The following is a 25,270-nucleotide window of genomic DNA, read 5'->3' on the forward strand; positions in this document are numbered from 1 at the left end:
GACATCGTATCCCGGTCGAAATCGCAGTGTTGTCCAAGTCAAGTACACTAACCTGATGTAATCGAGAGATTGCATCACATGCTTCCCTGAACGAACCAGTCAGGGAAGTGGGAAATGTATGACTTCTGATCTAGAAAGCCATTAAGTTGGCGCGAAGTTTGGCCCTGCCAAGAGCCTTGCTTTTTCTGGATCAGATCAAGCGCGAGAAGGGCGTTTGGTGGATGCCTTGGCAGTAAGAGGCGATGAAGGACGTGATACTCTGCGATAAGTCATGGTTAGCCGAGAATAGGCTTTGATCCATGAATTTCCGAATGGGGCAACCCACTTGATACTCTGTTATTATTGATCTTCGGGTCAGCTAATAACTGGGTAAACCAAGTACTTTTTACCTGAATACATAGGGTTTAAAGAGCAAACCCGGGGAACTGAAACATCTAAGTACCCGGAGGAAAGGAAATCAACAGATACTTCCCTAGTAGCGGCGAGCGAACGGGAACCAGCCGAGCCTTGAGAGTGATCAGAACATGTTGGGAAGCATGGCCATAGTGGGTGATAGCCCCGTATGAGAAGCTCGATAGGACGTATTAAGTAGGGCGGGACACGTGAAATCCTGTCTGAACATGGGGGGACCACCCTCTAAGGCTAAGTACTCCTTACTGACCGATAGCGAACCAGTACCGTGAGGGAAAGGTGAAAAGCACCCCGACGAGGGGAGTGAAACAGTTTCTGAAACCGGACGCCTACAAGCAGTGGGAGGCCCCTTGAGGGCTGACCGCGTACCTTTTGTATAATGGGTCATCGACTTGGTCTTACTAGCAAGCTTAAGCCGATAGGTGTAGGCGCAGCGAAAGCGAGTCTTAATAGGGCGAATGAGTTAGTAGGATCAGACCCGAAACCGAGTGATCTAGGCATGGCCAGGTTGAAGGTAAGGTAACACTTACTGGAGGACCGAACCCACATCTGTTGAAAAAGATCGGGATGAGCTGTGCCTAGGGGTGAAAGGCCAATCAAACTCGGAGATAGCTGGTTCTCTGCGAAATCTATTTAGGTAGAGCGTCATCCGAATACCCCGGGGGGTAGAGCACTGGATGGGTAATGGGGCCCCACAGGCTTACTGATCCTAACCAAACTCCGAATACCCGGGAGTACTAGATGGCAGACACACTGCGGGTGCTAACGCCCGTAGTGGAGAGGGAAACAACCCTGACCTACAGCTAAGGCCCCCAATTCATGGCTAAGTGGGAAAGCAGGTGGGACGACCAAAACAACCAGGAGGTTGGCTTAGAAGCAGCCATCCTTTAAAGATAGCGTAACAGCTCACTGGTCTAAATAAGTTATCCTGCGGCGAAGATGTAACGGGGCTCAAGCCATGAGCCGAAGCTTAGGATGCACATAGTGCATGGTAGCAGAGCGTAGTGTGATAAAACCCAATCCTCCTTAGACCCTTCGGGGTCATTGGAGGACCGGGTTTGGCGATGAAGCAGTCCTGTGAGGGGCTGTGGAGCGATCACTAGTGAGAATGATGACATGAGTAGCGACAAACAGGGTGAGAGACCCTGTCGCCGAAAGTCCAAGGGTTCCTGCTTAAAGCTAATCTGAGCAGGGTAAGCCGACCCCTAAGGCGAGGCCGAAAGGCGTAGTCGATGGGAACCAGGTTAATATTCCTGGGCCAGGAGGATGTGACGGATCGAGACTGTTGTTCACCCTTATCGGATTGGGTGGGCCGCTAATCGGTTCCTGGAAATAGCCCTCCATGAGATCGTACCCTAAACCGACACAGGTGGACTGGTAGAGAATACCAAGGCGCTTGAGAGAACGATGTTGAAGGAACTCGGCAAAATGCCTCCGTAAGTTCGCGAGAAGGAGGCCCGGTTCCAAGGCAACTTGGAGCTGGGGGCACAAACTAGGGGGTGGCGACTGTTTACTAAAAACACAGGGCTCTGCGAAGTCGCAAGACGACGTATAGGGTCTGACGCCTGCCCGGTGCCGGAAGGTTAAAAGGAGATGTGAGAGCGTCGAATTGAAGCCCCGGTAAACGGCGGCCGTAACTATAACGGTCCTAAGGTAGCGAAATTCCTTGTCGGGTAAGTTCCGACCTGCACGAATGGCGTAACGACTTCCCCGCTGTCTCCAACATCGACTCAGCGAAATTGAATTGCCTGTCAAGATGCAGGCTTCCCGCGGTTAGACGGAAAGACCCCGTGCACCTTTACTACAGCTTCACACTGGCATCAGGCACAACATGTGCAGAATAGGTGGTAGGCTTTGAAATCAGGACGCCAGTTCTGATGGAGCCTCCTTTGAGATACCACCCTTGTTCTGCTTGATGTCTAACCGCGGTCCGTTATCCGGATCCGGGACCCTGTGTGGCGGGTAGTTTGACTGGGGCGGTCGCCTCCTAAAGAGTAACGGAGGCGCGCGAAGGTTGGCTCAGAGCGGTCGGAAATCGCTCGTTGAGTGCAATGGCAGAAGCCAGCCTGACTGCGAGACTGACAAGTCGAGCAGAGTCGAAAGACGGCCATAGTGATCCGGTGGTCCCGAGTGGAAGGGCCATCGCTCAACGGATAAAAGGTACGCCGGGGATAACAGGCTGATACTGCCCAAGAGTCCATATCGACGGCAGTGTTTGGCACCTCGATGTCGGCTCATCTCATCCTGGGGCTGGAGCAGGTCCCAAGGGTACGGCTGTTCGCCGTTTAAAGAGGTACGTGAGCTGGGTTTAGAACGTCGTGAGACAGTTCGGTCCCTATCTGCCGTGGGTGTAGGATACTTGAGAGGAGTTGCCCCTAGTACGAGAGGACCGGGGTGAACGATCCACTGGTGGACCTGTTGTTGCGCCAGCAGCAGTGCAGGGTAGCTATGATCGGACAGGATAACCGCTGAAGGCATCTAAGCGGGAAGCCCCCCTCAAAACAAGGTATCCCTGAGGACCGTGGAAGACCACCACGTCGATAGGCCGGAGATGTAAGTGCAGCAATGCATTCAGTTGACCGGTACTAATTGTCCGATAGGCTTGATTTGATCCAGTAATAGCAAGGCTAATACTGGTCAGAAGCATACACACACATGCTTGACTTGGAATTTTGGTTTTTCCTCGGTTTGGTGGTCACAGCGCCAGAGAAACACCCGATCCCATCCCGAACTCGGCCGTTAAGCTCGGTTGCGCCGATGGTACTGCGTCTTAAGACGTGGGAGAGTAGGTCACCGCCAAACCTAGAAAAAACCAAAAAAACGTATCTCTCAGATCGATGACAATCCAAGCCTCAGAACAAAAACACTGAGGCGCCTAAATGGCGCGGGATGGAGCAGCCCGGTAGCTCGTCAGGCTCATAACCTGAAGGTCGCAGGTTCAAATCCTGCTCCCGCAACCAACGAAATCTGACAAAATGACAAAAGATCGGCCCAAGGGCCGCTTTCAGGCGTTTCCGTAGCCCCCTGAAAGGCCGAGGACAGGTCGCCCTGTATCTCGATCCGCATTCCGTCACGGGCCTCCGGATCCCCCCACAGACGCACCTCGCCAAGCATCTCCCTGAGAAGGGCATTTGCCGCCACGATCTCGTCGCTGCCGGTCAGAAGTCCCTCGAGGCGCGCGAGTTGATCCTGGTAGATCTCTTGCAGCTCGTCCAAAGAGGGAGCAACGAAGGGCTGCATACCCACGCTACGCTGCGGACTCCGCCAGCAGACTCAAAGGCGATGAAATGGGCTTCACTGGAGCGCTTAGAAAATCAACGGCCGGTATCGGCGTCCTAAGGATCACGTCCGTCAATCCAAACCGAACACCACCAGATGGGCGCGGGGAAAGTGCGTAGACCGGATTCTCCCCGTGCCGTCGGAGCCGAAACCGACGCCGCCGCCACGTTGAATGACGAGCGCTAATTTATATTTCTGCTGTTAGTGATTTTCTAACGTCTTAATGGCGATCACTCATCGAGGCCGTTCACACCTTGATATACGATCTTGCCTGAGCCGACCGCGCCATTGGCAAAGAATTTGGCACAACCACCGTCTAGGTCCACGGTGTGCTCAATTACTTGGTCGGGCAACCGTGCGTGGAAGCAGATCGGCGGAGCCTTTGCGTTGGGGCAATGGTCCCGGTCTCCTCGCGATTCACTCGGTGGTGACCCGCTTCCACGAAGACGGATATAGGTGATTTCTTTTCGTCAGAATAACGAATAGAAAATATATTTAAGATGAGTAAATCTCAAGGATAGACCGCATGGATATTGCCCTGATCCGGACCTTTGTCGAAGTCGCTGCCACTGGCTCATTCGTGAATGCGAGCGAGCGTTTGTTCGTTACACAGTCGGCCATCAGTTTGCGGGTGCAGCGCCTAGAAGACTCTTTGGGAAAGCAGCTCTTTATTCGATCGAAGGCCGGGGCCGAGCTTACGCCGGCTGGCCGAGAGTTTGAACGCTACGCACTTTCGTTCATCAAAATCTGGGAGGAGGCGCGTCAGCAGATCGGCGTACCGGAGGGGTATACAAAATCTCTCACGGTTGGGGCGCAGTATTCACTCTGGCCGCGTCTTGGCTTTCGGTGGATTGATGAGATGCAGGAAGCGATGCCGACGCTCAACATTCGAGCCGAGCTTGGCATGCCGGATCGGATCACGCGCTTCCTTGTGGAAGGCATGGTGCAGATTGGTTTGCTCTATAATCCACAACTGCGGCCCGGCTTAACCGCACGAAAGGTGCTTGACGAAGATTTGGTACTTGCGGCGTCGTTTGAGGTGGGTCTTGACGACATCGCAGAGCACTATGTCTTTGTCGATTGGGGGCCAGAGTTCGTCCATGCTCATTCGCTTGAATTACCTAACCTCACAAACCCAGGTCTCACACTTTCTCTTGGCGCAATGGCAGCTGAGTATGTTGTTCGACGTCGTGCGGCTGCGTATCTGCCTGCGCGATATATCAAGCGATACCTGGATGAAGGCCGTTTACATCTTGTCCCAGACGCGCCGACCTTCCCCTATCCTATCTGGTCGATCTGGCGTGATGATCTGGATGAGGACATTCGAGCCACGGCCGAGGCCACCCTTGTGGCAATCCAATCACAGATTGACGATGAGCAAAGTGCGGTAATCGCTGAATTGGCTGACATTAGCGAGGGCGAAACCGTCGAAGTACTTGGAAACGTTGAGTTGCCAGCTTCAAATAAGTAATACTCGCTTAAAGCATAATTATTTTGAATTTTACTTGTTTAAGGATCTTACCTAAATCCCAATGCAGCAGAAATGCTCCCGCCCTCTGGGGACGGGTCACACTTTGTTGGGAAAGGATTAGACCCATGAACAAAGAACTCAAACTTGGTGTGGGCGTGCTTGCTCTTTTCGCGGCGCTGTCCGCAACTTCCGCAACCGCTCAAAGCCTGATTGGCCGCGACACGGTTGCCGGTGAGCGGAACGAGGACCTCGTTGAAGCTATCGAAGACGACGCAGAGCGCGATCTTGACCGCTTTGGCAACGAAGGCCGTCCGCAAGGTTTCACCGGCTCGTTCGCACTGCGCGGTATCGCCGAAACCGGCAACACCGAGACCCTGAACGTCGGCATCGGTACAGACATGAACTATGTTTGGGGTCCTAACGGCATCGAACTTCAGTTGAACTATGCCTATTCTGACGATGATGACTCGGTTGCAGAAGAGAGCCTGTTCTACGGTCTCGAATACACCCGTGACTTCAACCCGCGAACCTTTGGTTTTGCAAAGCTGCAAGGCTCGGTCGACAGCGCGACAGATGCACAGTTTGAATCGGACACCTTCGTGTCGTTTGGTGCGGGCTATCGTATCTTCAACGAAGCGGACCGTCAGTGGTCGGTACAAGCTGGCCCTGGCTATCGCTTCGCCGAACTCTCGGACGTCGGATCGGCTAACGTAAGTGAAGGTGCCTTCGGCGTTTCGTCGGACTATGCACACAAGCTGACGGATACGCTTTACCTTACCAACGACACGGACGTGATCTGGTCGGAATCTGACACTGCTATCTTTAATGACCTGGCGCTGAATGTCGCAATGACTGACGCGCTTGCGCTCCGGACTAGCATTCTGACCGAGTACCATTCGGACTCTGGCTCTGCGAAAAGCACCGACAACACGTTCGGCGTCTCGCTGGTCTACTCGTTCAACTAAGACGCACGAATTCCCTCGTGAACCTTGGGGGCGGAGCAATCCGCCCCCAACCGTTTTACCGAATTGTTGGAGAGGAGCTGACAATGTCGATCTCAAACAAAGTTCATGAAACCGAAAATGGTTATTTGGAAGTCTTCACGACCCAGAGGACAGGCACAGAGTTTGGCTATCGGATCGTTGGAGCAAAGCCAGGGCCACAAGTCGTTGTGGCCGGTCACTGTACCTCGACCGTCAAGGTCTTTGAGCGGCTCTTGGCGATCCCAACGCTTCCATGGATGCGTGGCAACCTTGTTCTGATCCGCCTTGATGCGCTCGACGATCTAATCCACGACATCACATCCATTGCTTCGATTGGAGTTGTAGACCGTACCGTCATTCTCGCAGACAGCGTGTCCGAAGAGGGTGATGAGAAGCTTCAGCGCCGAAACTACCATATGATCCTGAGAACCTGCAGCCAAATGGGAATGGTCGCTGGACGCGGTGTCGCAGCGGGGTGAGGGAGCAGACATGAAGAAACTAATCGCACAAATTCGTTGGGTGTTTTTGGTGGCCGTGGCAGCCCTTCTGGGTGTCTTTATCCTGCAGAACGCAGCCGCCGTGGACTTGCAGTTTTTATCTTGGACCATCTCAACACGCCGCGCATTCCTTGTTCTCGTCTGCGTTGGGTTGGGGTGCGTCGTGGGATGGGTGTTCGGGTATTCCAGCAGACAGAGATGACAAACGTGGCCGAGCGACGGGTTTTCAACGAGAACCATGTCAACTGGATACGACGGTCTTTCTGATACAAAACCGACCACCTTTGATACAGGTTTCCCCCGTTTGCGCGAAGAGTGATCGGTCCTGATACAGTTTACCTGTTCAGGACTTGCCTCTCCAACGCCGCAAAAGCGGTAAGTGCCGAGTTGCCAGCCAGCTCAACAGTTTAGGTAACCCTTCGCGTTGAAGGGAGTGACTGACCAAATGCTGCATGCTCGTAAGCTTGATATCGGGTTGAAGAAATGCACCGTCATCATAGCAAAGGTGACAGTATAGCCCGCTTTTGCTGCCGTCTGCGTCGCGTCCGGGCATCAGGCCTTTCTCGCTCATTGGCATCCCACAGCTTTGACAGAGACGAAGCATTTGATCGCTCCTAAGGCATCAGGTTGTGTGTGCGCTCGGTGGCGTCAACTTCTTCTGGCGATGGTGTTTGCCAAGATGGCCAGAAGCAAGCCGAGTGTGAAATAGCCGACGATAACCTCGCTTATGACAAGTATTTCACCCATCAGGCTGTTGGCCGTCACGTCGCCATAGCCAAGTGTCGTGTAGGTCACCACCGAATAATAGAAGGGTGTGAACCAAGTTTGGGCGGAGTTTGAATAATCCATCACATTCCAGCCAAACGTCATATCGGCGAGATAGATAAAGCCATACAGCATGGCGATTATCGTAGCGTAGAAGGATACTTTCAAAAGGCTTCGGCCGTGGTCGATCAAGGCCCAGGCGCGGAACAGAAACAAGTCCAGAGACTTGATAAACCCGGGTGATTTGTCATTGAGCGACTGAAACAGCGTGTCGATATAGTCCTGATCCTTGGCATCGCGCACGAAGAGGGCGCTTCCGTAGCATTGTTCGACGCCCCGCACACCCAGATAAAGCCCCTCCATCTGCCTGTAGTTTCCATATTTCAGATGGGTGACATTGGCCTCGGCCAGTTGGGCAAAATGGAATTTCGCCCCTGTGATATCCGCAAGCGACAGATCGGCGCCTGTCAGGTCGGCTTGTGAAAAATCGGCGCCACGCAAATCGGCTCCAGCCAGATTGGCCCCGCGCAGGGTGGCACCTCTAAAGTCCGCGCCCCGGCAGTCAGTCGAGGACAGATCGGCCTCGGTCAGGTCGGTTTCATGCAGGATCGCCTTGCTTAAGTCGGCTTTGTACAGGGCCGCTTTCTGCATTTTGCTGTTGGCCAGTTCCGCCTTGTGCAGAATGGACTTTTTCAAGTTGGTACTGGTCAGACAGCCAGCAAAGAAATCCACATGGGAAAGGTCAAGCGACGAAAGATCGCGATCACTCAGGTCTAATTCTGAGAAATTCGCATTATGCAGAGCGTTGGGAACAGAGGCCAATTCGGCGACGGTCTTGCGCCAAGTCTCTCCTCCTTCAAGCAGCGCAGCTTTGACGGTGTCTTGTGAAAGAACGGTTCCGTCATCCATAAGAGCGCTGCTTACCCCTCGATCCATTTGCTGATTTTTTCCAGCAACCGGGGAAGCTCGACGGGCTTGGTGTCGTAATCGTCACAGCCTGCTTCAAGCGCCTTTTCCCGATCTCCAGCCATGGCATGGGCCGTCAGGGCGATGATTGGAATGTCTTTGGTATCATCACCGCTTTTCAGGGTGCGTGCCGCATCCCAGCCGTCGACAACGGGCAGGCTCATATCAAGAAGGATAAGCTTGGGGTTGCCGGCCCGGGCCATGTCGATGCCCTGTTGACCGTCGATCGCGATCTCTATCTCAAAGCCACGTTTCTTGAGCCGCCTTGAGAGCATATCGCGGTTCAACTCATTGTCCTCTACCAGCAGTATTCTGGACATATTCCCCCCGTCGCATCTGTTAACAGCATAGTAATTTGTATTTTATCTGGCAAATGTTCAGTCCCCTTTGGTTTGTCGCGAAAGGATCGTCTGAACCAGTTTGCGCAGGTGAATTTCCAACATGGTTTCAAATTGTTCGATGCGATCGAACATGTGGAAAGCCGCTGCATAGGATCCATCCTCGCCCATAAGCATCCGTTCGCGGTAATCATTTAGGCGGTCGATTTGTTCCAGCCGATCCAGAACTTCTTCCCGGTTTTCAAGAGAAATCTCGGGGTAACCGGTTTTCAGGTACAACAGCATTTCCGGCTTGCCGGTCGTGCGGTGACCGGCCAACGCGTCCTCGAATTCAAACGCAGTACCGGATTCATAAAGTGATCCATCCTCACGCCGGATCGTGTCCGGAAGCGGTGATCCAATCCGCGACCAGAGAACGCCCAGATAGATGTCGGTTTCATGCGGCGGGTGAATTTGTGCCTGAAAGGTCTGGGTCACCAGAAGGGGTTCCTCTTCCCACAAGATCGGAACCAAAAGGGCGCGGCCTGCATATTCCTCGTTCAGCCGCCCTAGCACCATCTTTGCGATCTGCCGCTCTGGGATCACGTCCCCGGGCGACGAGATGAAGACTTTGATCTGCCGCGCGGCGTTTCGGCGCAAACGCACCTTTTCCAGCGCGGCATTGATCCGGGCAATCAGCAAGACCGGGTTGAAAGGTTTGGCGACATAATCGTCGGCCCCAGACAGGATGCAGCGGACCATGACGTCGGCGTCGTCGGTCGCCGACAGCATAATGACGGGGATCGACCTGATTTGCGGATTGGCTTTGATCTGTTGCAGCGCCTCAAGCCCAGAGAGGCCCGGCATCATGTGATCCAGCAGGATCAGATCGAAACTGCGCGTTTGCAGGATATCCAGTGCCTCTTCGCCTGATGACACTGTGGTTGCAGTGTATCCTCCGCGTTCCAACCGTCGGGACAGAAGCTCGCGGTTCATCTGGTTGTCATCGACCACAAGGATATCACCGCCAAGGCCCGTAATCGCAGCCGCGGCAAGGTCATGCGGGGCAGGGGCATTGGCGACGGGTTCCTCATCGCTTTCCCCCAAAAGCAGGGCACCCATGTCTTCGATCAAGGCTAGAACCGATCTGTCGGCAGAGGTGATGCGGCCTAAGTCATCGATCAAGTCGGTCTCTTCGCGATCAACGGCTTCTTCTCGCAGCATTTCAGCATAGCCACCGATGTGGTTCAGCTGTAGCCGCAGCGCGAATTGGGCTTCTTCAAGCGAGATGTCTTCCAGTGATTTCTTCGACGCGTTGAGGTGTTGGTCAATGATCGCCAGCATCTTCTGACCCGCACTCAGAATGGCAGCAAGGTCATGGCCATAGGCTTCGCGCTGCTCAGTTCCCAGATCCTCGTCGATCAACTCTGCATAACCGATGATGTGACCGATAGGCGTCCGTAACTCGTGCCGCAGGTTCGACAGGCGGTCCTCGAAGGAAAGTGCAACCTGATCGGACTTTGCCATGCCTATCCTGCTGCCGGGGGTTCGTGTTCACGGTGGTAGCGATGTACGCTCCACATGTAGATTTCGATCAGCGCTTTGTCCGCCAGATCCCGGATGATTTTCTGACCGGCCTCAAGGCTGTTAGCCTGTTCGATCTCGCGGTTCGCCGCGCGGAAATAGCGGCTTTGATTGGCATATTGCCAAAGCAATTCTCGTGTCGCCATCTTGCCTTGGTACAGTTCCCAAACAGCGACCCAAAGCGGCAGAAGGCCCATGAAGAACACCAGCCAGGCCTTGCTGTCGTAACCCATCATCTCTAGGTGAACGAGCGTCTTCTTGAAGAAGATCAGCGCCAGCGCGCCAAGAACGGACCCGGCCAGCAGCGCAACCTTGATGCGTTCCAGTCGTTCATGCTGGCGGTGAAGTGTGTGTTGTTTCTTTTCGAAATAGCCAAGTTGGTCGCGGATCCATCGGTCTTGCACCACGTTCAGCGCGTCGCTTTTCGTGCAATGGCCGAAATAGACCAAGGGCTCTGCAACGCGGATGGCCTCTTGCAGCCACTCGAAGCGGCGAAATTGGTCGACCGAGGTCAGCGCCAGTATGCGTCTGGGATTGTACCCATCGCCCGCGCCCGACAGGATCAGGAAGAATTGCACGCGAAAGGTCTCTGCCAAAGCCCTGAAGGCCAAGTGTTTAGAGTGCAGATGTTGGCGGTGCGAATAGCGAAACCCAAGGAAGCCAGCTGCGAATAGCGCGATATAGACGATTAGAAAGACTTTGCTGGCCAATAGTTTAGCGTAGATGAGGAAGGCCAGGCCCATGCCGGCAGCCAGCAGTCCAAACAATGCGAAAAGCTTATGAGACTGGGCCTGATAGAACCGCGCGATCTGGTCTGCGCGCACGAACTCTGCATCAAGACCGCGTGGGTCGCCCGATTGTAAAGTGTCGCCGCTTTCCGAAAGCCCATAGGCGGGTAGGTCCGCGCCGTGGTCCGAAATGCGTTCTGCATAGAACCCGTCGAAGCCTTTCCACCGCGTCAGGATCGGTTGAGGTAAAGTGTTGTCCTGCCAGAAGCAGTCATAATTGGCATTGGAAATCAGATAGCAGGCGCCAGATGGCAGTTCGCCAGCGGTCGAACTTTGTCGGTCGACAGGCACCCAGGCCATGATATTTCCGCAGCCCTCATTGGCATTCTCTTCACGTTCAATGCGGTTTGGGGTCTCTCCTCGTCCGTCGCTGAGATAGCGCATCACCACATCGGATGTGCCGCCGACGAGACCGGCATCTACCCCGTCCCAGACGGCCACCAACAGGTTGGACCGTCGCCGCAGATAATCGGCCAGCAGGCGGTATTGTTCATCCCGTGCCGCTTGGTCCGACATCTCTTCAGCAGAGCGCCCTTCGGCCAGCGGTATCTCAAACACGCGCACACCGTCGTCTGCCAAGAGGGACTCTAACTTGGTTTTCGCGTCACCCTCGAAGTCTTGCAGGTAATGTTCGCGCGGCATCGGAAGAACGGCCACAACGCCCAGCCCAAGCTCTAGTGCCACTTCAGCGGCCAGGGTGTCCGCACCTTCTGCAAGCCCGGTCGCGATCCGTACCGGGAGGTATTCGAACGTGTCAGAGACGGTCTGAAACAGGGTTCGCAGTTCAACACGTGCGCGTTCGATATCGCCCGCTGCAATATCGCGGTGACCGGTAATCCCAACGATGAACTCCGGTGTGATACCCGTTTCCGGCAGGGCCTCGCCAATCGCCGTCACCATTCAAAACCCCCGTCCCTCGTGGCCATTTTCAGCTTGTGCCAAGCGGCCCGAAGTTAACCGATCATAAGTCCATGCCTTCTTCCAAAGCAACAATTGGGTCTGTCGGGCAGGTGTCACTTGGATCGGGAAAACGCGAAATTCTTTGCTTTATTAGGTATTTCGATCAAAAATATCCCCATGGGGGACGGGATTATGAGTGAAGAACCGAAGATCCGTATCGGAGATCGGGAAGAGTTACTCTTCATGTTGGCCGAGGCTGCCGCGATCGAGCACAACGTTATGTGCTGCTACCTTTACGGAATATGGAGCCTGAAGCGTGGGGAGCGTGATGGGCTGACGCCTGAACAAGCCAAGGTCGTCGCAGCGTGGAAACGCCACATGACCGAAGTCGCTGTCGAAGAGATGACCCACCTTGCGCTGGTCGGAAATCTTACTGTCGCCATCGGGGGCTCACCCCACCTTTCGCGCCCCAATTTCCCGATCCCTGCGGCCTATCATGCCGCAGAAGTCGATCTGGAACTGATGGGCTTTAGCCGGGCCCTTGTGGATCACGCGATTTTTCTGGAGCGGCCCGAGGGGGTCGAGATGAACGATGCACCGGAATTCGTTCATCCCGCCGAGTATCATCGCGCTGCGCCCAAGGGCATGATCATGCCAAGTGCGCAGGACTATCAGACCATCGGCCATCTTTATCGCGGTATTTATCACGGGTTCGAAGTGCTGGCGCGCCGCTATGGCGAGGCCAACCTATTCTCGGGTGACGTCGCGGATCAGATCAGCCCCGCAGATGCGCCGTTGCCCGGCCTATGCACAGTCACTGATCTGGCAAGCGCCCACGACGCGATCGAAACCATCGTCGAACAGGGAGAGGGCGCGCCCGAACACACAGAGGACTCTCACTATCAGAAGTTCCTCGACCTGAAAGACCAGTTCGAAAAGATGGTGGCCCAAGACCCAAGCTTTGAGCCCGCTTTCCCGGTCGCCCGCAATCCTGTCCCAACTGAACCGCTGGACCCGGACAATCAGGTCTGGATCACCGATCCACATGCGGCAAAGGTGCTGGATATTGGAAATTCGCTGTACAACATGATGCTGCGTTTTCTGGTTCAGGGCTATGGTCGTGATCCCGGAGAAGCCGATCACAAACGCCTGTTCATCACCCTGTCACGCGAAATGATGTCTGTGCTGACACCAGTTGGCGAGTATCTGGCCTCGTTGCCTGCTGGTCCGGAAAACCCGGGTGTGAATGCAGGTATGACCTTCTCGATGGTCCGCGACATCGGTCGTCTTCCGTCAGGGCGGGGCGAGATGCGCCTGCTGAACGAACGCCTTCACGAGATCGCAGATCACGCCGGTCGGGCCTTCCCCGAAGGTCACGAGTTGGACTCGGTAGAGGCCGCATTACGCGGCATGGCTGACCGCATCATCGTTCCGGGAGAGCCCCCCAAACCGCCCGCAGTCACGGCGCATGATGATCGTCCAAAGCCGGTTTCCGCGGACGCGGTCAATGATAATGACATCGTTGGACACGGCGATGGAAAGGACATGCTGCTGACTTTTGACACGCGGCGCTGCATCCACGCGCGCCGTTGCGTTCTGGGGGCACCTAAGGTGTTCTTGTCGGGCGTCACGGGCGATTGGTTGTTCCCGGACGAGATGGACACGGGCGCGTTGCGCGGTGTCTGTCATTCCTGCCCCTCTGGTGCGATCACCTATGACCCTAAGGGCGACACGCCCGCCGAACCGGTTCCAGAGGTCAATCAGGTCAAGATCCGCGAGAATGGACCTTATGCCTTCAGGGCATCGCTGGTGGTCGATGGCGAACCAGATGGCTTTCGCGCGACACTGTGCAGATGCGGGGCATCAAAGAACAAACCTTATTGTGACGGCTCACATGTCGAAGCAGGGTTCCGGGCAAGCGGAGAGCCGGAAACGCGGCAATCTGAAAAACTGGAGGTCCGTGATGGTGATCTAGAGATCACCCCACTTCCAAATGGTCCGCTTCAGGTGTCCGGCAATCTGGAAATCTGTGCCGGGACCGGGCGCAATGTCGACCGTGTTACGACCGCGCGCCTGTGCCGTTGTGGGGGCTCGAAAACGAAACCATTCTGCGACAACACGCATTTAAAGATCGGGTTTAAGTCAGATCAGTAATCAGCCGGGGCATGACCATGGCGCGAAAGACCAAGACACCAAACACGTCCGAAATGAACCCATCCGGTTCATCCGGAGCGCTGATGGAAGAATGCCCTTACCCGATTTTTCGGCTTGATCCGAAAGGAAAGCTTTTGCTTGCGAATCGGGCCACGCTTAAAGCCCCCGGTATTCTGTCTGACGACGGTAAGCGTGTCTCTGACGAGCTTTCAAAGCTGGTTGTGAGCGCTTTTAAGAACAACTCAAGCGAACGGGCGGATATCCAATCTGGAAGCCGCATCTACAATCTTCTGTTCAATCCAGAGATCGAGTCCGGCTATGTCAACGTATTTGGGCGGGATGTCACCTCTATCCGCGCGCAAAGCAAGACAATGGCGGATTTCGCCAAGTTTCCTGAAGAGAACCCAAATCCGGTGCTTCGGATCACGCCGGAAGGAGAGGTCCTTGTTGCCAACCCGTCGGCAAGAAAGCTTGAAGGACTAATCGTGCCAGGACCGCCCGAAAGGGTGAACCCAGAATTGGCCTGCTTTGCATCTGAAGTCGCGAGCAACGGGAAGAACGGCGACTTTGAATTTGCGCTTTCTGACGGCCGTGTCCTTCTTTTCAGCTTCGCCCTGATCGAGGGGAAGGGTTACCTGAATACCTATGGTCGTGACATGACGGCCGAGTTGCAAGCCAAGAAGGATTTAGAAGCCGCGAATGATCGGTTGGAGGCGCGGGTCGCAGAACGCACTGCGTCGGTCCGGTTGCTGCAAAACGTTGTGCTTGCGGCCAATACTGCCGACAGCTTTGAAACAGCTTTGCAGTCTGCATTGCACGAAATCTGCCTGTTTGCAGATTGGTCCGTGGGGCATGCCTATGTGGTGCGGCACGAGAACGGCAAGGATGTCCTTGTGCCTTCGGGTATTTGGCAAATCGAGGATTCAAAGCAGGCCTCAGCCCTGCGAAATGCGACAGAGACTTTGCGGTTTGGAACCGATGAAGGCTTGCCGGGGCGCGTTCTTCGCACGGGTCAACCCGCCTGGATCGAAGACCTTTCGCATGACACTTCGCTACGTCGGATAGAGTTCGCGCGCGCTGCGGAACTTAATGCGGCGATGGCATTTCCGATTGTGTTGCACGATCAGGTTGTTGGCGTCTTGGAGTTCTTCGCGAAAGAGCCTCAGGTCTCGGATGTCGAGACAGTCAAAACGCTGGGGCATGTGGGGACTTTGTTGGGGTCTGTCGCGCAGCGAAAACAGGCAGAGGACGCTGTCTCTCTCAGCAAACAAGAGGCCGAGACAGCCCATGACCGCCTGATGATCGCTTTGGAAGCGATGGATCAGGCGATTTGCCTATTCGACAAGGATGACCGGATCGTCTTGTTCAACAAAGGGTATTCTGACCTCTTCACCGTCTTTACCGGCGGCGTCCCCCCAAAGATCGGTAATAGTTTCGAGGTCGGCCTGCGCTTGTCCTCGAAGGTGATGCACGCCCGCATGACCTCGGAAGAGCAAGAAGCTTGGGTACAGAACGTGCTGAAGGTCCGCCGCGAAAACGCGGTTCGGGACTCGACCGACCTGATGCCCGACGGGAAATGGATGCGTTCGCAAGGCTATGCTACCGCCGATGGCGGAAGTGTCTCTGTCTTCACCGACATCACAGAGGCCAAGCAACACGAAGCTGAACTTGGTCGTTTGGCCGAAGAGGCAGAGTTGGCCCACAGTCGCTTGATGGATGCGGTCGAGGCGATGGGGCAGGCGATTTGCCTTTTCGACAAAGAAGAACGGATTGTTCTGTGGAATTCAGAATACGAGAAGGTCTCTCGCACCCTTGCCCCGGGCCTGAAGATCGAACAGGGCATGCCATTCCGCGAAATACTGAAGCAAACAGCGCCCAATGTGCATCCAGAGTTTTCCAAGAAAGAATTGGACAAGTGGATGAACCAAGTTCTGGAAGAGCGTCTTTCTACGGATATCCGTAGCTCGATGAACCAACTGCCAGACGGAAGCTGGCTTCGCTCTGAAGGCTATCGCACCAGCGATGGTGGGACGGTGTCTGTCTTTACCGACATGACCGACGCGAAAGAGACAGAAGCAGAGCTTGCCCGACTGGCCGACGAAGCCAAGATCGCGCACCAGCGCCTGACGGCTGCGATCGAGGCGATTGGTCAGGGGTTTGTTCTATACGACAAGGATGACCGGGTAGTCCTTTTCAACCAACGGGTCAGCGAACTGTTCAGTTCCAGCTTTGGTGGCAAAGAGGTCTTCAAGGTCGGTCTGAAATTTGAGGACATTATTCGGCAATCCGAGAACGCGACCCGAAACCTCACGAATGACAAAGATCGAGAGGAATGGGTTCAGAAAGTAATGAAGGCCCGGCGCGAGCAGAAAGTGCGCAGTTCGGTCGATCAACAGTCCGATGGTCGTTGGCTGCGGTCCGAAGGTTTCCAGACGGATGAGGGTGGGATCGTCTCGGTCTTCACCGACATCACGGAAACGATCCAACACGAGGCCGAACTGGACGAGCTTGTGAAGGAGCTGGGCGTCGCCCGCGACGCGGCGGTTCAGGCAAACTCTGCCAAGTCGCAGTTCCTGGCAAATATGAGCCACGAGTTGCGCACCCCGCTAAACGCGATCATCGGGTATTCCGAGTTGCTGATCGACGACACAGTCGATGATGGCAATGACGACTATGTGCCTGACCTCACCAAAATCCAGAAGGCTGGGCAGCATCTTCTTGGGCTGATCAATGACATTCTGGATCTGTCCAAGATCGAAGTTGGCAAGATCGAATTGTACGCCGAGGAATTCGATCTTGATGAATTGTTGGAGGATATCAGAAACACCATCAAACCGGTGGTCGAGAAGAACTCTAACACACTGCAAATCCGGAACGACTGCGGTCAGAAGACAGCCCACAATGACCTGACAAAGCTTCGGCAGTGCTTGTTCAACCTGTTGTCAAACGCCGCGAAATTCACTGAGAACGGTGAAATTCATCTGACGACCTCTTTGGCCGAAGACGGCACTCTACTGGAATTCAAGGTCAGGGACCAAGGTATCGGGATGACCCCGGACCAGATGGAAAAGATCTTTGATCCTTTCACGCAGGCGGATGCGTCCACATCGCGCAACTTCGGTGGAACCGGCCTTGGGCTGTCCATCACGCGTGAGTTTTCCCGGATGATGGGCGGAGAGTTAACGGTCCAAAGCGAACCGGGAGCCGGATCAACCTTTACGATGACAGTACTGAAAGAGGCTGGCGAGATTGGGTCGGCACCCGGCGCTCGCGAGGTCGAAGACCTTCCGGAAGATGCCCCGGTCGTTTTGATGATTGACGATGATCCATTGGTTCGAGACCTCTTGTTCCGCCACTTTACCAACGCCGGTCTTCGTACGATCGAAGCGGCAAGTGGGGAAGAGGGGCTTAAGCTGGCACGTTCGGAAAAACCGGATGTCATTACATTGGACGTAATGATGCCGGGAACCGACGGGTGGTCGGTTCTGGCCGCGCTTAAATCGGACGCCGAAACGTTCGAGATACCAGTGGTTATGGTGACCATTGTCGAAAACAAGCGGCTCGGGTTCTCTATGGGGGCCGCAGATTACATGACCAAACCAATAGAGCGCGACAAGTTGGTCAAGATTGTCCGGTCTTTGGTGGCTGATGAAGAGAACCCTCATCTGTTGGTGGTCGAGGACGACGCCGACACGCGTTCTTTGCTGTGCCGCACGCTGGGCGAAAGTGGCCTGACCTTCGAGGAAGCAGAGAATGGGAGAGTTGCTCTTGAGAAGCTCAAAACTTTCAGGCCGTCGCTGATCCTTCTGGATCTGATGATGCCGGAAATGGACGGGTTTGAATTTGCTGAAGCCTTTCGAAGCAACAAGGAGTGGGACGACATTCCGATTATCGTGCTGACGGCCAAGACCTTGACCTCAGAAGACCGCGCACGCCTAGAGGGCTGGGCTGAAGCCTACTACGCCAAAGGCGACAGAAACGTTGAGCAGATCGTAGCTGACGTTCAGGGTAGGATCGGTGACAAGCGCGCGAAATCAGGTGCTTGACGGCAAATAGAAGCAGCGCATCCGACGCTACAATGAAAACAGCCGACCCAGAAGGTACTGGATCGGCTGTCAGTTTTTCAATCGTTAGCGTTGCCAGACCAGAGCCCCGTGCGCATTGCCTTTACGAGACAAAAATGGGGGTCCGGTCTGATGCAGTTACGCCTTACCCGTAAACCAGATTTGGCAGCCAAGTGATGATCTCTGGGAAGAGCATACAGATGACAAGACCAAGGATCTGCAACGCAAGGAAGGGCAGGGCCGCCTTGAAGATGTCGCTCATCGGGATTTCAGCCGGTGCCACACCACGAAGGTAGAACAAAGCATAGCCAAACGGTGGTGACAGGAACGACATCTGCATGTTCACAAGGTAGAGAACCCCGAACCACAGAACTAGGTCGTTCGGATCTGTCATGCCGAAAGGCTCTGGACCCATTGCCTTGATGATCGGGACAAAGATTGGAACACAAAGCAGCAGGATGCCGACCCAATCGAGGAACATGCCGAGCACGACAAGTACCACCATCATCACGATCAGAATGCCCCAAGGGCCAAGGCCTGTCGCTGCAAGGCTGTCTTGAACAAACTGCTGACCGCCTTCCAGAACATAGAGGCCGACGAAGATCGTGGCACCGAACATGATCCAGATGACCATCGCGCTTGCCTTCAACGTTGTCAGGCAGGCACCACGAATGGTCGGCCAATCCAGCTTGCGGTGAATGGCCGCAACGATGAATGCGCCAAACGTACCAATGCCGGCCGCCTCCACAGGCGTCGCAACGCCCGAGAAGATCACACCCAGCACAACCACGATCAGGGCAATCGGAGCAGACATCTTGCCGATCAGCTGGACCTTTTCGGCGGTGGACACGCGTTCCGAAACCGGAATCGGAGGACCTAGATCAGGGTTGATGAGCGAGCGGAGCAGGACATAGACGATGTACATGCCCGACAGCAGAAGGCCGGGAATGACTGCGCCGATGAACAGTTCGCCCACGGACTGTTCTGCAACAACCGCATAGATGATGGCTAGGATAGACGGCGGGATAAGGATGCCAAGTGTTCCCCCCGCCATGATCGAACCCATTGCGATCTTGGGGTCGTACCCGCGCGACAGCATCGCTGGCAGCGCAATAATCCCCATTGTCACAACGGCAGCACCGATCACACCGACCATCGCAGCAAGGACCGTGGACGCGATGATCGTTGCCGCAGCAAGACCGCCTTTAACGCCCCCAAGCACCTTGTAGATCACATCGAACATATCGTTGATGATGCCTGCCCTCTCGAGCATCGCCGCCATAAAGATAAACAGCGGGATGGCCGAAAGCTGGTAGTTGGTCATCAGTGGGAAAACGCGACTTGGAACGATGTTCAGGGCATTTGCGTCCCCCAACAGAAACAAGAACACGCAGGCAAGGCCCCCGGTCACGAAGGCCAAGGGAAGACCAGCCATCAGCAGCGCAAGAAGGCTGCCGAACATGATGAGCGTTAGCAGCTCAATACCGATATCAAGACCCATGACTTATTCTCCCCGCGCGATCGCGCGGATGTCTTTCGACACCTTCGATACGCCTTGTAAGACCAACAGAAGGCCCCCCATAACCATGACCCATTTCATTGGCCAAAGCGGAACTTCCCATTCGTTAAAACTGATTTCACCCCAACGGATATTCGGGTCGGTCCACTGAGCAAGGTTCAGATTTGCCAGCATTTCCGTGGTGGATAGCTGCCCACGAGCCCATTCAGACAGAACCGAGTTCCCGGTTGGAACGGCCAGTGCGTCCATTGCGAAAATCCAGCTGGTAATCAAAAGGGTACCAGCAAAAATGAAGAAGAAGATCGACGTTAGAAGATCTACCCACGCTTTGGATTTGCGTTTCATCGGGGCATAGAAGATATCCACCCGGACGTGTGTCTCTGTCAGCATCGCGTAGGACCCTGCAATCAGGTACTGCATGCCGAACATTAGGTACATCGCTTCATGAGCCCAGTTTGTCGGGCTGTTGAAGACATAGCGGGCCACCACTTCGTAGTAGTAGACCAATACCGCGATCACAGCCCAGTAAGAGACAAATTCGCCGCAAACCAACGAAAGCCGGTCTATCCAGTTTTCGGCATAGTCGCGATCGTCTTTGGGGGCCTCGCCGGTGGCATCCACCTCGGGGATTTCGTGGTCTTCGCTGTGATCAAGCTTCGCATTCGCGCTCCGCACCATCTTCGGTAGAAGCACGGCGTCAATCAGCAGAAGAGCCAAGATCACGTAGAAGGCATATCCCGCAAGAGAGTTCCAGAAAGCACGGTTTCCGGTGGCTTCTTCCAAGGCGTTGCCGATCTCGGCCAGAGATTGCTCTGCTTCTGCAAGTTTTTGACTGCTCTTCTCGATCGTGCCCTGGGCACGTTCCAAGCGTCGCTCTGCTGAGCGTTTCGCGAAAGAGCCTTCTTCCGCCTCATCAAAGGCAGCCTGATACTCTGCCAAGCTCGCGCGGGCTTCTTCGACCCTAGGTGCTTCGCGACTGATTGTACGTTCCGCGACCCGAACTTGGTTCGCGACATCAGACTCGATGTTCCGAGCGGCTTGTTCATTCGTATTGGCGACAAGGATCACCAAGAAGATTGGTAGGTAAACAAGCCCGAGCAGGCTTTTCAGGTAAAACCGGTGTAAGCCGATAATACCGCCTGCGATCAGGATCATGTATCCCAACACGGATGAATATTGTTTGCGTTTTGGTGCGGGGCGACGCGCTAAGACCATGGCGATGAGGGGGAACCCGATGAGTCCGACCCAATAAAGCCAATGGGGCAGCGTAAAGCTGAGGCCAGGCATTCTGACGATCCTGTTTTCTGGTAGTGCAAATCAAACCACCGGCGATGAAACCCGCCGGTGGTATCGTTGATTTTCAGAGTGTCTTAGAGGTCCAGTTCAAGACCTTCGATCTGCTCAGGGCGAACATAGCCCAACGAACCGGACATCATGTAATCCAGCTGAATCTTGAAGATCCGCGCTGCATTCTTGTCCCGGTTGGCGTATTTGAACCAGATCGGAATTGCGACTTCGGTCATCAGTTCAACGTCGTCCTGCGACAGACGCGTGACCTCGGTCCCGTCCTCTTCAAACTTGGCCCACGCTTCCTGGTCCGCTTTCTGGATCGCCGCGTGGTGCATATCGGAATAGACGTGTGTTTCCATCTCGACAAACTGCTGCATTTCCGGGCTTAGGGCGTCCCAGGCGGCTTTGCCGACCGTGATGTCCATAAGGTCAACCGGCTGATACAGCGACATGAAGCCCGGAGGGCCCATCGAGATGTAGTCAGTGACCTGGCTAAAGCCCAGAGCGTAGTTAACCGCCGGACCCACATAGTCGGCCACGTCGATGGTACCTTTTTCAAGCGCAGGGAAGATCTCCGAACCCGGAAGAACGGTGGTTTCCGCACCGATTTCCGAGAATACCTCGGCGACCATGCCGCCCGGTACGCGCATCTTGCGTCCTGCGAAGTCGTCGATCGAGCGGATCGGCACCTTCGAGTGAATGATGTTCGGGCCATGGTGGACCGGACCCACGAAGTGCAGGCCTTGCGCCGCGAACAGTTCGCGTGCGATCTCAAGACCGCCGAGGCTGTAATAGAACACATCCCACTCGTGCGGGTTACGCAGACCAAGCGGGTAGCTGGTCATGAAGGTCGCCGCCGGGATGATGCCCTGATAGTAAATGGTGAACGGGTTGATCGCTTCCAGAACGCCGTTCTTCACAGCATCCGCGAGTTGGAAGTCGCCAACGACGTCGCCAGCGCCAAACGGCTGGAACGACAGTTCGCCACCGGTTTTTTCTTGGATCGTCGCACACCAGTCTTTGAAGATCTGCAAGCCTGCACCACCTGGCCAGCTTGTCTGAATTCTCCATGTTGTCCCATGCGCTGCAGCAGAGGCAATGTGAGGTGCTGCCAAGGTGGCGGCGCCTGCTCCTGCCAGAGCACGCAGAGCGTTACGACGTGTGGTTGAATTGTTAGTCATTTCTTTCCTCCCTTGTTGGCTTGGCCTGCGTCGTTTTTTGCGAGCATTGACCCTGCCAGACGACAACGTTAGCGCGTTTTTCGATTTTTGGTAATTTTTTCTTCTAGAATTTGAAAGTTTCTCAAGAAAAACCTGTGTTTTCAGGGGGCTGGAGGCCGCGGAAGGGGTGTTTAGGGCTCTGTCTCGAATGATTTTGGGGGACTCACTCCAGAGTTGAGAATTTCGCACCGCCTGCCGGCATTGAGACGGCAACCTGCCCCCTCTCAGGCGGCGAGCCGGAAAGGAAGCACGCCATCGGTTGCCTTTTCTCAATTTATGTTAGGTTGCTTCATGCGAGTGGTAATGTCGGTAAAAGGGAGGCATCTCATGCAGATAGGAAAAGCGGGAAAGGCGACAACGTCAATCTCGACAGCAACTCACGACGCTATCACGGTTCGCAACCATGACCTGGTGAACGAGTTGATGGGAGGTGTCAGTTTCACCGAATATTTTTTCCTTCTGACGACAGGCCGCAGACCTACGGCAGAGCAGACTTTCTTTCTCGATCTATTGCTGGTTTCGATTGCCGAACATGGATTGGTCCCGACCAACCAAGCCGCGCGCATGACCTATGCGGCGGACCCGGATTTCCTGCAGGGCGCCGTCGCTGCCGGGTTGCTTGGCTGTGGCAAAGTCATTCTTGGAACGACCGAGATCGCAGGACAGTTCCTTCTGGAAACTCAAAACCGAATTGCGAACAGCGGTGAAGCAGTAGACGACATTATCGTCGAGCTGCGTGACAGCGGGCGACGCATTCCGGGTTTTGGGCATCCGTTGCACAAACCTGTCGATCCGCGCGCGCAGCGCATTCTGAATCTGGCTGAAGAACGCGGCGTGATGGGCACCTATTCCAAACTTGCCCGTGAGGTGGAAGACTCCGTCACTCGGCTCTGGGCAAAGCCTTTGCCGATGAACGTGTCATTTGCCATCCCGGCGGTGCTTCTTGATCTGGAGTTTCCGGCCTCGGTGCTGAAAGCGATCCCAATCTTGGCACGAACGGCAAGCCTGTTGGCGCATCTGGCTGAGGAAAGCGAAACACCCATTGGATTTACCTTGGCCCACCACGCCGAGAAGGGGATCAGCTTCGATCCTGGCGGAGGCTCGGAATGAGCCAGTCTAGCGTTTCTAAACCATTAACGGGTAAGTCTGACCCAGAGCTTGATGCAGCTTACCGGGCCCAAATCGCATATCTCCTTGAGCATTCTGAGTTCTATCGGTCGAAGCTGGCTGCTGCTGGCATTTCGTCAGCCGAAGAGGCCGGCGGGCTTGATGAGATTTCGCAGCTTCCATTCACCGAAAAGGACGAGCTTCGCGCAGCCCGAGATGAAAATCACCCGATAGGCCGCCACCTTGCGGCCCCCATGTCGGATGTCGTGCGTGTCTATTCGACAAGCGGAACCACCGGGACGCCCAGCTACATTCCACTGACAGCCGAAGATTTGGCGAACTGGGTAGAGATTTCGACTCGCTCCTATGGTGCCAGCGGGCTGGCTAAAGGCGAGCGGATGGTCACGACCTACAACGCTGGCCCCTTTGTCGCTGGCGTTACGCTGGATGCCTTTGCCAAACTTGGGGTGTGTCACATTCCTGTTGGCGCGGGAAACACCGAACGATTGATGGCTGCCGTTCAACTTCTGAAACCCACGACCCTTGGCTGTACGCCTTCTTATGCTCAGTACCTTGCTGAATGGGCCGCCGAGCGCGGGATCGACACAGCTGGGTCTTCGGTGAACAAAATTCTTGTAGCGGGCGAACCGGGCGGTGGGGAATCCGCGATGCGACAACGCATAGAAGCTGCTTGGGGCGCGCGCGTGACCGAGGCCATGGGTATCGGCGACATTTCGGTCTCGCTTTGGGGGGAATGCACCCATCAGACCGGCATGCACTTCTCTGGCGACGGCTTGGTTCATTTTGAACTTATTGATCCGGCGACCGGGGCCCCCGTTCCGATGGAAGACGGCGCTGAGGGAGAGCTGGTTTACACGCATCTCAAGCACAAAGCGGCACCGCTTCTTCGCTTTCGCTCTCGCGACAGGGTGCGGCTGAGCACCGGTGCCTGCCCCTGTGGCCGAAGCGGTCCCAGAATTCGGTGTATCGGGCGGACCGACGACCTTTTGATCGTTAGAGGTGTCAATCTCTTCCCTTCGGCCGTACGAGATGTCGTGGGCAAGATTGGGAAAGGTGTCAGTGGTACAATCTCGATCAAACCGAAAACCAAAGAGGTGCGGCAGACGCCACCATTATCGGTTGTCGTTGAGTTGGCGAAAGACGAGCAAGCCAATCCCGCTTTGTCCGACCTTATCCGCAAGCGGATACGCGACGAGCTTTTGGTCTCTACCGAAGTCACCTTGGTTGACTATGGGTCGCTACCCAGAACCGATTACAAATCAAAACTGATAGACTGGACTGAAGCCGCGGAAAGCGGCGCGAAGGGGGAATAGACAAATGGATAAAGCGAACGAACTGAAATTAATTCAGACGCAAGGTGTTCACCACATCACCATCATCGGGGCCGATCGGCAAACGTCGATCGACTTTTGGGAGGGGGTGCTTGGCATGCCTTTCGTCTTTGATCAGCCGAACCTCGACAACCCGAATGAGGGTCACCTTTATTTCGATCCGGGCGATGGGCGTCTGATTACCATCTTCACCAACGAAGAGCGGAAACCGGATGCGACCGCCGTGCCCGAAGATACAGGTTCGCTGCACCACCTTGCGCTTAACGTCAGTCAGGCAACGTTTTGGCAAATCCCTGAACGCCTTGATGCCCGTGGCGTAAAGCATTCTGGGCCGGTCGATCGTGGCTTCATGGACTCTATTTACTTCCGTGACCCGCTGGGCCTTCGGATCGAGCTGGCGTCCTACCGCTTTGAACCCCCGGAAGGGTGCCGCCATGCCGATGTCATGATCGAAGCGCACCGCATCCGGGTGGCACGTGGCGATCACCATATCGACAAGGAACATCTGGCGGACGCGATCGAAAAGCTGGTGCAGCGCGATCAACAATCTCTGTCGTCAGATCGCTCTGCGCGAAACCCGTATGGAAGAAACTAAGCCGACTG

The 25,270-nt window shown here is 55.1% G+C and carries 17 protein-coding genes, 1 tRNA gene and 2 rRNA genes; 12 read left to right on the forward strand and 8 right to left on the reverse strand.

Annotated features, from left to right (window positions below; all coding sequences use genetic code 11):
* Positions 1–193 precede the first annotated feature (193 nt).
* The 7 genes from CLM58_RS08990 to CLM58_RS09020 all read left to right on the forward strand — a co-directional run bounded on the left by CLM58_RS08990 (position 194) and on the right by CLM58_RS09020 (position 6,843).
* Positions 194–3,021 (forward strand): 23S ribosomal RNA (locus CLM58_RS08990).
* A 77-nt stretch (positions 3,022–3,098) separates the two neighbouring features.
* Positions 3,099–3,213: ribosomal RNA gene (rrf, locus tag CLM58_RS08995) — 5S ribosomal RNA — on the forward strand.
* Between the two features lie 81 nt (positions 3,214–3,294).
* Positions 3,295–3,371 (forward strand) — tRNA-Met (locus CLM58_RS09000).
* 845 nt (positions 3,372–4,216) lie between these two features.
* On the forward strand, positions 4,217–5,161 hold the full coding sequence (locus CLM58_RS09005) for a LysR family transcriptional regulator (RefSeq protein WP_095595625.1): 945 nt from the start codon (positions 4,217–4,219) through the stop codon (positions 5,159–5,161).
* A 125-nt stretch (positions 5,162–5,286) separates the two neighbouring features.
* On the forward strand, positions 5,287–6,126 hold the full coding sequence (locus CLM58_RS09010) for a DUF481 domain-containing protein (protein ID WP_095595626.1): 840 nt from the start codon (positions 5,287–5,289) through the stop codon (positions 6,124–6,126).
* A gap of 83 nt (positions 6,127–6,209) precedes the next feature.
* Complete coding sequence (locus CLM58_RS09015) at positions 6,210–6,623, forward strand: hypothetical protein (RefSeq protein ID WP_095595627.1); 414 nt, start codon at positions 6,210–6,212, stop codon at positions 6,621–6,623.
* 10 nt (positions 6,624–6,633) lie between these two features.
* Positions 6,634–6,843, forward strand: a complete 210-nt coding sequence (locus CLM58_RS09020) for a lipopolysaccharide assembly protein LapA domain-containing protein (protein ID WP_143226548.1) — start codon at positions 6,634–6,636, stop codon at positions 6,841–6,843.
* Between the two features lie 141 nt (positions 6,844–6,984).
* Here CLM58_RS09020 and CLM58_RS17475 read toward each other — a convergent pair whose 3' ends face one another.
* The 5 genes from CLM58_RS17475 to CLM58_RS09045 are packed head-to-tail and all read right to left on the reverse strand — an operon-like array spanning position 6,985 to position 11,961.
* Positions 6,985–7,245, reverse strand: coding sequence for a zinc ribbon domain-containing protein (locus tag CLM58_RS17475; RefSeq protein WP_095595629.1), 261 nt, complete (start codon positions 7,243–7,245; stop codon positions 6,985–6,987).
* A 44-nt stretch (positions 7,246–7,289) separates the two neighbouring features.
* On the reverse strand, positions 7,290–8,315 hold the full coding sequence (locus CLM58_RS09030; RefSeq protein WP_158221885.1) for a pentapeptide repeat-containing protein: 1,026 nt from the start codon (positions 8,313–8,315) through the stop codon (positions 7,290–7,292).
* An 11-nt stretch (positions 8,316–8,326) separates the two neighbouring features.
* Positions 8,327–8,692, reverse strand: coding sequence for a response regulator (locus CLM58_RS09035; protein WP_095595631.1), 366 nt, complete (start codon positions 8,690–8,692; stop codon positions 8,327–8,329).
* Between the two features lie 57 nt (positions 8,693–8,749).
* On the reverse strand, positions 8,750–10,216 hold the full coding sequence (locus CLM58_RS09040) for a response regulator (protein ID WP_095595632.1): 1,467 nt from the start codon (positions 10,214–10,216) through the stop codon (positions 8,750–8,752).
* A gap of 2 nt (positions 10,217–10,218) precedes the next feature.
* Positions 10,219–11,961: a hypothetical protein gene (locus CLM58_RS09045; RefSeq protein WP_095595633.1), complete on the reverse strand. Its 1,743-nt coding sequence runs from the start codon at positions 11,959–11,961 to the stop codon at positions 10,219–10,221.
* 192 nt (positions 11,962–12,153) lie between these two features.
* Here CLM58_RS09045 and CLM58_RS09050 point away from each other — a divergent pair, with 192 nt between their 5' ends.
* The gene (locus tag CLM58_RS09050; RefSeq protein WP_158221886.1) at positions 12,154–14,115 is read left to right on the forward strand and encodes a ferritin-like domain-containing protein; all 1,962 of its coding nucleotides are present in this window, start codon (positions 12,154–12,156) and stop codon (positions 14,113–14,115) included.
* A gap of 17 nt (positions 14,116–14,132) precedes the next feature.
* Complete coding sequence (locus CLM58_RS09055; RefSeq protein ID WP_158221887.1) at positions 14,133–18,161, forward strand: PAS-domain containing protein; 4,029 nt, start codon at positions 14,133–14,135, stop codon at positions 18,159–18,161.
* 163 nt (positions 18,162–18,324) lie between these two features.
* On the opposite strand, the gene CLM58_RS09060 is transcribed toward CLM58_RS09055, so the two are convergent.
* The 3 genes from CLM58_RS09060 to dctP form a co-directional block, all read right to left on the reverse strand.
* The gene (locus CLM58_RS09060) at positions 18,325–19,680 is read right to left on the reverse strand and encodes a TRAP transporter large permease (protein ID WP_095595636.1); all 1,356 of its coding nucleotides are present in this window, start codon (positions 19,678–19,680) and stop codon (positions 18,325–18,327) included.
* 3 nt (positions 19,681–19,683) lie between these two features.
* Entirely contained in the window at positions 19,684–20,985 is a 1,302-nt protein-coding gene (locus tag CLM58_RS09065; protein WP_095595637.1) for a TRAP transporter small permease subunit, read from the reverse strand.
* 83 nt (positions 20,986–21,068) lie between these two features.
* On the reverse strand, positions 21,069–22,169 hold the full coding sequence (gene dctP, locus CLM58_RS09070) for a TRAP transporter substrate-binding protein DctP (RefSeq protein ID WP_095595638.1): 1,101 nt from the start codon (positions 22,167–22,169) through the stop codon (positions 21,069–21,071).
* 366 nt (positions 22,170–22,535) lie between these two features.
* On the opposite strand from dctP, the gene CLM58_RS09075 reads away from it, so the two are divergent.
* From CLM58_RS09075 to CLM58_RS09085, 3 genes are read left to right on the forward strand one after another with little or no spacing between them, the layout of a single operon-like run.
* Positions 22,536–23,318 (forward strand): citryl-CoA lyase, encoded by a 783-nt coding sequence (locus CLM58_RS09075; protein WP_095595639.1) that lies wholly within the window; start codon positions 22,536–22,538, stop codon positions 23,316–23,318.
* On the forward strand, positions 23,315–24,649 hold the full coding sequence (locus tag CLM58_RS09080) for a phenylacetate--CoA ligase family protein (protein WP_095595640.1): 1,335 nt from the start codon (positions 23,315–23,317) through the stop codon (positions 24,647–24,649). Before CLM58_RS09075 ends, CLM58_RS09080 begins: the two co-directional genes overlap by 4 nt.
* A gap of 4 nt (positions 24,650–24,653) precedes the next feature.
* Positions 24,654–25,262, forward strand: coding sequence for a VOC family protein (locus CLM58_RS09085; protein WP_373286793.1), 609 nt, complete (start codon positions 24,654–24,656; stop codon positions 25,260–25,262).
* Positions 25,263–25,270 lie beyond the last annotated feature (8 nt).

Origin of the sequence: Actibacterium pelagium, from assembly GCF_002285415.1 — a bacterium.
Classification (GTDB): domain Bacteria; phylum Pseudomonadota; class Alphaproteobacteria; order Rhodobacterales; family Rhodobacteraceae; genus Actibacterium_B; species Actibacterium_B pelagium.